Genomic DNA, 6,868 nt, shown 5'->3' with positions numbered 1-6,868 from the left:
ACGCGGGTACGGCGGGCGGGTGGGTGCGGTCGCTTCCCGGCCCACCGGTGGTTGAGGAAGGCGCCCTGGCGCCCGTCTCGAAACCCCCGGCCCACCGGTGGTTGAGGAAGGACGAAGTCCTGTCTCGAAACCCCGGGGACCCAGACAGGCGCGTGGGCTGCGGAAGTTTCGAGACGGTTGCTGCGCAACCTCCTCAACCACCGATGCTCTCTCCGAACCCCTGTGGACAAAGGCGAAACACTGTTACCAGACCGTGACCCCAGACCCCCGATATCCACAGGATTTCAGGGCCTGACTGTCGGTGGTCCCTGCTTGAGTGAACGGTATGGCGACCACCACGCACACCCCACCACGACACGTGATCTCCCGTGCCGTGGTGGGAATGCGCGCCCAGGTCGCCGACCTCGCCGACGCCAGCGTCTGGTCGATGGACCGCGACGAAACCGCCGCCACGCTGACCTCGCTCGCGGGTCTGAAAGCCAGCATCACCGAGCTCGAGCTCCGCGTCGCCGCCCACGCCGACGACGCCGCCGTGGGCGAGGCCTCCGGCGCGACCTCGACCGCGGTGTGGTGGGCGCACGCCACCAACCAGACCCGCCGTGAGGCGATCCGGCAGATGGGTCTCGCGACCGCGTTGAGTGCTGGTCATGAACCGGTCCGGGTCGCTCTCGCCGCCGGTGATCTCGTGGTGGAGCAGGCGCAGGTCATCGTGGCCGCGGTCGAGCAGCTCCCCGCCGACCTGGACACCGCTTTGGTCGAGCAAGCGGAGCGGCACCTGGTCGCCGAAGCCGCCCACCACGACGCGAAGACGCTGCGGATCCTCGGGCGGCGGCTGTTCGAGGTCATCGCCCCCGATCAGGCCGACGCCCGCGAAGCGAAACTGCTCGAACGCGAAGAACGTGCGGCCCAGGAGTCGTTGCGGTTCACGATGGCCGAGGACGGCCACGGCCGCGTGCACGGCCGGTTCACCCTCGACGCCCTGACCGGCGCCATGCTCAAGAAGGCACTCCTCGCCCTGGCCGCCCCCAAGCACCAAGCAGCCCAGGGCCCGCTCGGTGAGCGACGACCGGGACCCGAACGCATGGGCCGGGCGTTCGCCGAGCTCATCCAGCGCTACCCGGTCGACCAGCTCCCGAACGCCGGCGGGCTGAACGCCACCGTGGTCGTGACCATGACCCTCGACGCCCTGGAAGGCCGCCTCCAGGCAGCCCACCTGGACACCGGTGAGCGCATCTCCCCCGGACTCGCCCGCCGCCTGGCCTGCGAAGCCGGCATCATCCCCGCCGTCCTCGGCGGACCCTCCGAAGTCCTCGATGTCGGCCGCAAGACCCGCTTCCACACCACCCCCATGCGCATCGCCATGGCCCTCCGAGACCAGGGCTGCACCGCCACCGGCTGCGACTGGCCACCCGGACTCTGCCACGCCCACCACGACCACCCCTGGTCGAAGGGCGGAGGCACCAGCGCCAAGGACGGCAGGCTGCTGTGCCCCAAACACCACACCCGAGCCCACGACCCCAGCTACACCACCACCCAGCAACCAGACGGGAAGATCAGCTTCACCCGACGCATATAGGCCGGCGCCGTTGCCCGGTCCGTAGGGTTCGGGCATGAGCTCACCGACCAGCGGCCGGTTCACGTGGACGACCCTGGCCCCGATCCTGGCTGCCGTCGTCCTGGTCGCTGCCTGGGGCCGGCACCCGGGCCCCGTGGTCGCGGCGGTGATCGCGGTGTTCCTCGTCGCCGCCGTTCTGGCGGCGGTCCACCACGCGGAGGTGGTCGCGCACCGGGTGGGCGAACCGTTCGGGTCGCTGCTGCTGGCGGTCGCGGTGACGGTGATCGAGGTGGCGCTGATCGTCACGCTGATGGTCACCGGCGACAAGGACACCTCGACGCTGGCGCGGGACACGGTCTTCGCCGCAGTGATGATCAGCGTCAACGGCATCGTCGGCCTGGCGCTCGTCGTGGGCGCGATCAAGCACCACCTCGCCGTGTTCAACCCCGAGGGCACCGGGTCGGCGCTGGCCACGGTCATCGCGCTCGCAAGCGTGACGCTGGTGCTGCCCCGGTTCACGACCAGCTCGCCCGGTGCGGAGTTCACGGCGTCGCAGCTCGCGTTCGCGGCGGTGGCGTCGCTCGTGCTGTACGGGATGTTCGTCTTCACCCAGACCGTGCGGCACCGCGACTTCTTCCTGCCCGTCGACACCGGACCCGGACCACGCGACGACGACCACGACGGCCACGCCGATCCGCCGAGCAGCCGGGCGGCGCTCACCAGCCTGGGCCTGCTCGTGGTCGCGCTGGTCGCCGTCGTCGGCCTCGCGAAGGTCGAGTCGACGCCGATCGAGGACGCGGTCGCGGCGGTCGGCTTCCCGCACGCCTTCGTCGGTGTGGTGATCGCGCTGCTGGTGCTGCTGCCCGAGTCGATCGCCGCGGTGCGCGCGGCCGCGCGCAACGACGTCCAGATCAGCCTCAACCTCGCCTACGGGTCGGCGATGGCGTCCATCGGCCTGACGATCCCCACGATCGCGCTGGCATCGATCTGGCTCGACGGTCCCCTGGCGCTCGGCCTCGAGCCGATGCAGATCGTGCTGCTCTTCATCACCGTGATCGTCGCGGTGCTGACCGTCGTGCCCGGGCGCGCGAAGCCGCTGGCCGGTGGTGTGCACCTGGTGCTGCTCGCGTCGTACATCTTCTTGTCGATCCAGCCCTGAATCCGAAGTTATCGTTTATCGTTGTTATCGAACGTCGATAACAACGGGAGTGGTCATGGCCGTCGGCATCACCCGGACCCAGCGCGTCCTCCTGCGCGGAGCCCTGCGCTGCATGGTGCTCTTCGGCCTGCTCGTGGTGTTCCTCCAGATCGCGAACGCCGTGGGCGACGGAGTGCTCAGCCGCTCGATCGACGTGGCCGACGGGGACCGGGTGGGTCTCCGGCAACGCGGTGTGTACGTCTACGAGAGCGCCGTCCGGGTCGATCTGGACCACGCTTCCACCCAGCTCTGGGTGGAGTCCCTGCTCCCGACCGTGCTGCTCGCGCTCGCGGTGGCGGCCATCGGGTTCATGCTGCTGCGGGTCTTCCACGAGACCGACGCCGGACAGCCGTTCTTCGACTCGAGCGCACGCCGACTGCGCGTGGTCTCGGCGGTGATCGCGGTCGCCGCGATCGTCGTGCCCCTCGCGGCCGCCTTCGCGGACAGCGAGGTGCTCGCGGTCGCGCAGCCCCGCCTCGAGACCGGCGGACCCGACGTCGCCGCCGTCGCCCTCTGGCTCGTCATCGCGCTGGTCGTGCGGGTCATCGCCGAGGCGTTCCGCATCGGCACGCAGCTGCGCGACGACACCGAGGGCCTGGTCTGATGCCGGTCGAGGAGCCGCACCGCATCGTCTGTCGCCTCGACGAGCTCCTCGCCGCGCGCGGCATGACGCTGACCGCCCTCGCCGACCGGATCGGCGTGACGATCGTCAACCTCAGCATCCTGAAGAACCAGCGCGCCAAGGCGGTGCGCTTCTCGACGTTGACCGCGCTCTGTGAGGCCCTGGACTGCCAGCCGGGCGACCTGTTCGAGCTCGAGCAGCGCTAGCGCGAGGCGAGCACCCGCACCGGCATCGTGTAGCGGGTCGGGAGCGTCGCGGTCGAGCGCAGGTGGATGTTCTGCAGCAGGCCGATGGCGAGCATGCCGGCGAACATCGAGCTGCCGCCGTACGACACGAACGGCAGGGGTACGCCGGTCACCGGCATGATGCCCAGGCACATCCCGACGTTCTGGAAGGCCTGGAAGCCGAACCAGCAGGCGATGCCGGCCGCGGCGAGACGGCCGAAGACGTCGTCGGTGTGGGAGGCGATGGTCAGCGCACGCCAGATCACCACGGCCAGCAGGGCGATCAGCACGCCGGCGCCGAGCAGGCCGAGCTCCTCCCCCGCGACGGTGAAGACGAAGTCGGTGTGCTGTTCGGGCACGAAGCCCGCGCGAGTCTGGGAACCGTCGAAGAGGCCCTGCCCGAAGAGCCCGCCGTTGCCGACCGCGATCCGGGCCTGCTCGACGTTGTAACCGGCGCCGCGCGGGTCGAGGTCCGGGTTCGTGAAGGCGAGGAAGCGGTCGACCTGGTACTGCTTGAGCACGCCACCCGCGATGGCCGCCGCGGCCGCGGTCACGCCGCCGGCCGCGAGCAGCGCCAGCCAGCGACGGGGGGCTCCGGAGACCGCGAGCACGCCGAAGACGGTCGCGGACAGCACGAGCATGGTGCCCAGGTCGGGCTGGAGCAGGATCAGGGCCGCCGGCAGCCCCGCGATGGCGAGCATCCCGATCACGTCGCCGGCGCTGCCGCCTCCCCCAGATCCCGGGGAGCGCCCACGCCGTACGTCGGCGCGCTCGGCCACCCACAGCGCCATGCCGATGACGACCGCGAGCTTGGCGAACTCCGAGGGCTGGATCGACATGCCGCCGAGCTCCAGCCAGGAGCGGGACCCGTTGATCGTGGAGCCCATCATCAGCACCATCACCAGGCCGATGACCGAGCCGAGGTAGACGAACGGCGCGACGATCCGCACCCACCGGTGGTCGGTCGCCAGCACGATCACCATCAGCACCAGGCCGATGGCGACGTTGACCAGCTGCTTCTTGAGGTACGCCGTGGGGTCGCCGCCGGTGAGGTCGTCGCGGTGCGTGGTCGCCGACCAGACGAGCAGACTGCCGAGCGTGACCAGGCCGAGCACGGCCAGCAGCAGGATCCAGTCGATGCGAGGCGCCTTGGTCATCTCAGTCCTCCTCGGCCGGCGGCAGGATGGTGCCGTCCTTCATGAACGTGGGGAGACCGGCCGGCGGGGTGGTGCCCGGGATCGCGGCCTTGCTCGGCTCCACGTCCATCCCGTCGACGCCGTAGAGCGCCTCCCAGATCTTGCGCACCGCGGGGCCCGACGTCCCGGACCCGGTGCCGCCCTGGCTGACCATCATCACCACGACGTAGTCATCGGAGTAGGACGCGACCCACGAGGTCGACTGCTTGCCGTAGACCTCCGCGGAGCCGGTCTTGGATCGGATCACCACGTCGTCGAGGGGGAAGCCGCCCATCCGCCAGGCCATCGTGCCCTGGCGGGTGACCCCCTTCAGCGCGGTGTCGATGTAGCCGAGCACGCGCTTCGGGAGGTCGACGGTGCCGACCTTCTTGGGCTTGATCTCGCGGATCAGGGTGCCGTCGGCGGCCACGATCGCCTTGCCGACCCGCGGCGCGTAGAGCGTGCCGCCGTTGGCGAGGGCGGCGTACGCGCGGGTCAGCTGGAGCGGCGTGACGATGGTGTCGCCCTGGCCGATCGCGAAGTTGACGGCGTCACCCGCCCGGTAGGCGTAGCCCTCGACGCAGAACTCCCGCGAGAACTGGTAGACGAAGTCGCTGGTGTCGGCGTCCTGCGGCTTGTCGGCGATGCCGCAGTAGTAGTCCTTCATCGACGAGTAGTAGGCGCGCTTCCACTTCCGGTCCGCGATCCGGCCGGATGCCTCGCCGGGCAGGTCGATGCCGGTCTCGGAGCCGAACCCGAAGGTCTTGGCCTCGGACACGAGCGGGTCCTTGGCGTTGACGTCGGCGACGTCGGAGCCGTACTTCTGCCAGAACGAGTAGCCGACCCGGTAGAAGAAGGTGTTGCAGGAGACCTCGAGCGCCTTGTCGAAGCCGATGTAACCGTAGGCGCCGGACTCGTAGTTCTTGAAGTCGCGGTTGCCGACGCGGAACGACGAGGAGCAGTTGAGCCGGGTGTCCTCGGAGAAGCCGTGCGTGAGGGCGCCGGCGGTCATGAACGGCTTCCACGTCGAGCCGGGCGCGAACTGGCCCTGCGTCGCGCGGCCGAGCAGCGGCGTGCCGGCGGCCTCGGAGTAGAGCCGGGCCAGCTGCTTCTTGGTGATGCCGCCGACCCACACGCTCGGGTCGTACGTCGGCTGGCTCGCCATCGCGACGATGCGGCCGGTGTCGGCCTCCATCACGATCGCGGCGCCGGAGTCGGCGGCGTAGTTGCGGCCGGTGACGGTGTCGCGCGTGGCGCGGGCGGTCGCGATCGTCTCGGCGAGCTGCTTCTCGACGACGCCCTGCACCTTGGCGTCGATCGAGGTGACCAGGGTGTCACCGGGCTGGCCGGCGACCTCGCTGTCGTCGCCGAGCACCCGGCCCATCGAGTCGACCGCGACGCTCTTGTAGCCGGGCATGCCGCGCAGCCAGCGGTCGTACTCCTTCTCGACGCCGGCCCGGCCGACCGAGGAGGCACCGTTGACGGACTTGTCGCCGTCCTCGGTCGCCCGGTCGTACTCGGACTCGGTGATCGGGCTGAGGTAGCCGAGCACGTGCGCGAGGTTGATGCCGTACGGCGCGGGGTAGGCGCGCACGCTCTGCTGCTCGGCCAGGATCGCCGGGTAGTCCTCGGGCTGTTCGAGGATCCGCAGCGCGACGGCCTGCTTGACGTCGGACGCGACCGGGACGGGCTGGTACGGCGAGCCGTTCCAGCACGTGCCGGCCACGCTGCCCGGGTCGCCACAGGTCACCAGCTTCTCGAGGATCGCGCGGCGTGGGACGTCGACGACGTCGGACAGCCGGCCGACCAGCACCTCCTGCTGGTGCTCGGTCATCTTGGCGAGCATGGACCGGTCAACCGAGACGACCCACGAGGTGCGGTTGGCGACCAGCGGCCGGCCCAGGTCGTCGACGATCAGCCCGCGCTGGGGCTGCACGACGATCTCGCGGACGGACTGCGACGCGGCCTGCGCGTGGTACTCCTCGCCGCCGACGACCTGGAGGTAGTAGAGCCGCGCGAAGAGGGTCACGAACAGTGCGAACACGAGGGCCTGGATGACGACCAGGCGGAGCCGGCCGGAGCGCTTGACCATGA

Annotated in this window: 6 protein-coding genes; 4 read left to right on the top strand and 2 right to left on the bottom strand. The window is 70.2% G+C overall.

The genetic code is table 11. From position 1 onward, the window contains the following. Window positions 1-325 precede the first annotated feature (325 nt). Genes PD653B2_RS00740 through PD653B2_RS00725 form a run of 4 tightly spaced genes read left to right on the top strand, consistent with a single transcriptional unit; the run spans window position 326 to window position 3,581 of the window. Window positions 326-1,576, top strand: a complete 1,251-nt coding sequence (locus PD653B2_RS00740; RefSeq protein WP_085870418.1) for an HNH endonuclease signature motif containing protein — start codon at window positions 326-328, stop codon at window positions 1,574-1,576. Window positions 1,577-1,610: 34 nt separating this feature from the next. Beyond that, window positions 1,611-2,714, top strand: a complete 1,104-nt coding sequence (locus tag PD653B2_RS00735) for a calcium:proton antiporter (protein WP_085870417.1) — start codon at window positions 1,611-1,613, stop codon at window positions 2,712-2,714. A 55-nt stretch (window positions 2,715-2,769) separates the two neighbouring features. Further along, window positions 2,770-3,357: a DUF2975 domain-containing protein gene (locus tag PD653B2_RS00730; protein ID WP_133058899.1), complete on the top strand. Its 588-nt coding sequence runs from the start codon at window positions 2,770-2,772 to the stop codon at window positions 3,355-3,357. Beyond that, complete coding sequence (locus PD653B2_RS00725; protein WP_085870415.1) at window positions 3,357-3,581, top strand: helix-turn-helix domain-containing protein; 225 nt, start codon at window positions 3,357-3,359, stop codon at window positions 3,579-3,581. Before PD653B2_RS00730 ends, PD653B2_RS00725 begins: the two co-directional genes overlap by 1 nt. Here PD653B2_RS00725 and rodA read toward each other — a convergent pair. Further along, window positions 3,578-4,756, bottom strand: coding sequence for a rod shape-determining protein RodA (rodA, locus tag PD653B2_RS00720; protein ID WP_085870414.1), 1,179 nt, complete (start codon window positions 4,754-4,756; stop codon window positions 3,578-3,580). The two genes, PD653B2_RS00725 and rodA, sit on opposite strands and share 4 nt — an antisense overlap. 1 nt (window position 4,757) lies before the next feature. Continuing rightward, window positions 4,758-6,866, bottom strand: a complete 2,109-nt coding sequence (gene mrdA / locus PD653B2_RS00715) for a penicillin-binding protein 2 (RefSeq protein WP_085870413.1) — start codon at window positions 6,864-6,866, stop codon at window positions 4,758-4,760. Window positions 6,867-6,868 lie beyond the last annotated feature (2 nt).

Source organism: Nocardioides sp. PD653-B2 (assembly GCF_002117935.1).
GTDB lineage: Bacteria > Actinomycetota > Actinomycetes > Propionibacteriales > Nocardioidaceae > Nocardioides.
The sequence above is the reverse complement of the archived record's forward strand: the minus strand, read 5'-3'. Positions and strand labels throughout refer to the sequence as shown.

What these genes read in the sequence shown, in the direction of transcription:
- PD653B2_RS00735 (WP_085870417.1), top strand. Translation starts at nt 1,611, where the DNA reads ATGAGCTCACCGACCAGCGGCCGGTTCACGTGGACGACCCTGGCCCCG.
- PD653B2_RS00730 (WP_133058899.1), top strand. Translation starts at nt 2,770, where the DNA reads ATGGCCGTCGGCATCACCCGGACCCAGCGCGTCCTCCTGCGCGGAGCC.
- PD653B2_RS00740 (WP_085870418.1), top strand. Translation starts at nt 326, where the DNA reads ATGGCGACCACCACGCACACCCCACCACGACACGTGATCTCCCGTGCC.
- mrdA (WP_085870413.1), bottom strand. Translation starts at nt 6,866, where the DNA reads ATGGTCAAGCGCTCCGGCCGGCTCCGCCTGGTCGTCATCCAGGCCCTC.
- PD653B2_RS00725 (WP_085870415.1), top strand. Translation starts at nt 3,357, where the DNA reads ATGCCGGTCGAGGAGCCGCACCGCATCGTCTGTCGCCTCGACGAGCTC.
- rodA (WP_085870414.1), bottom strand. Translation starts at nt 4,756, where the DNA reads ATGACCAAGGCGCCTCGCATCGACTGGATCCTGCTGCTGGCCGTGCTC.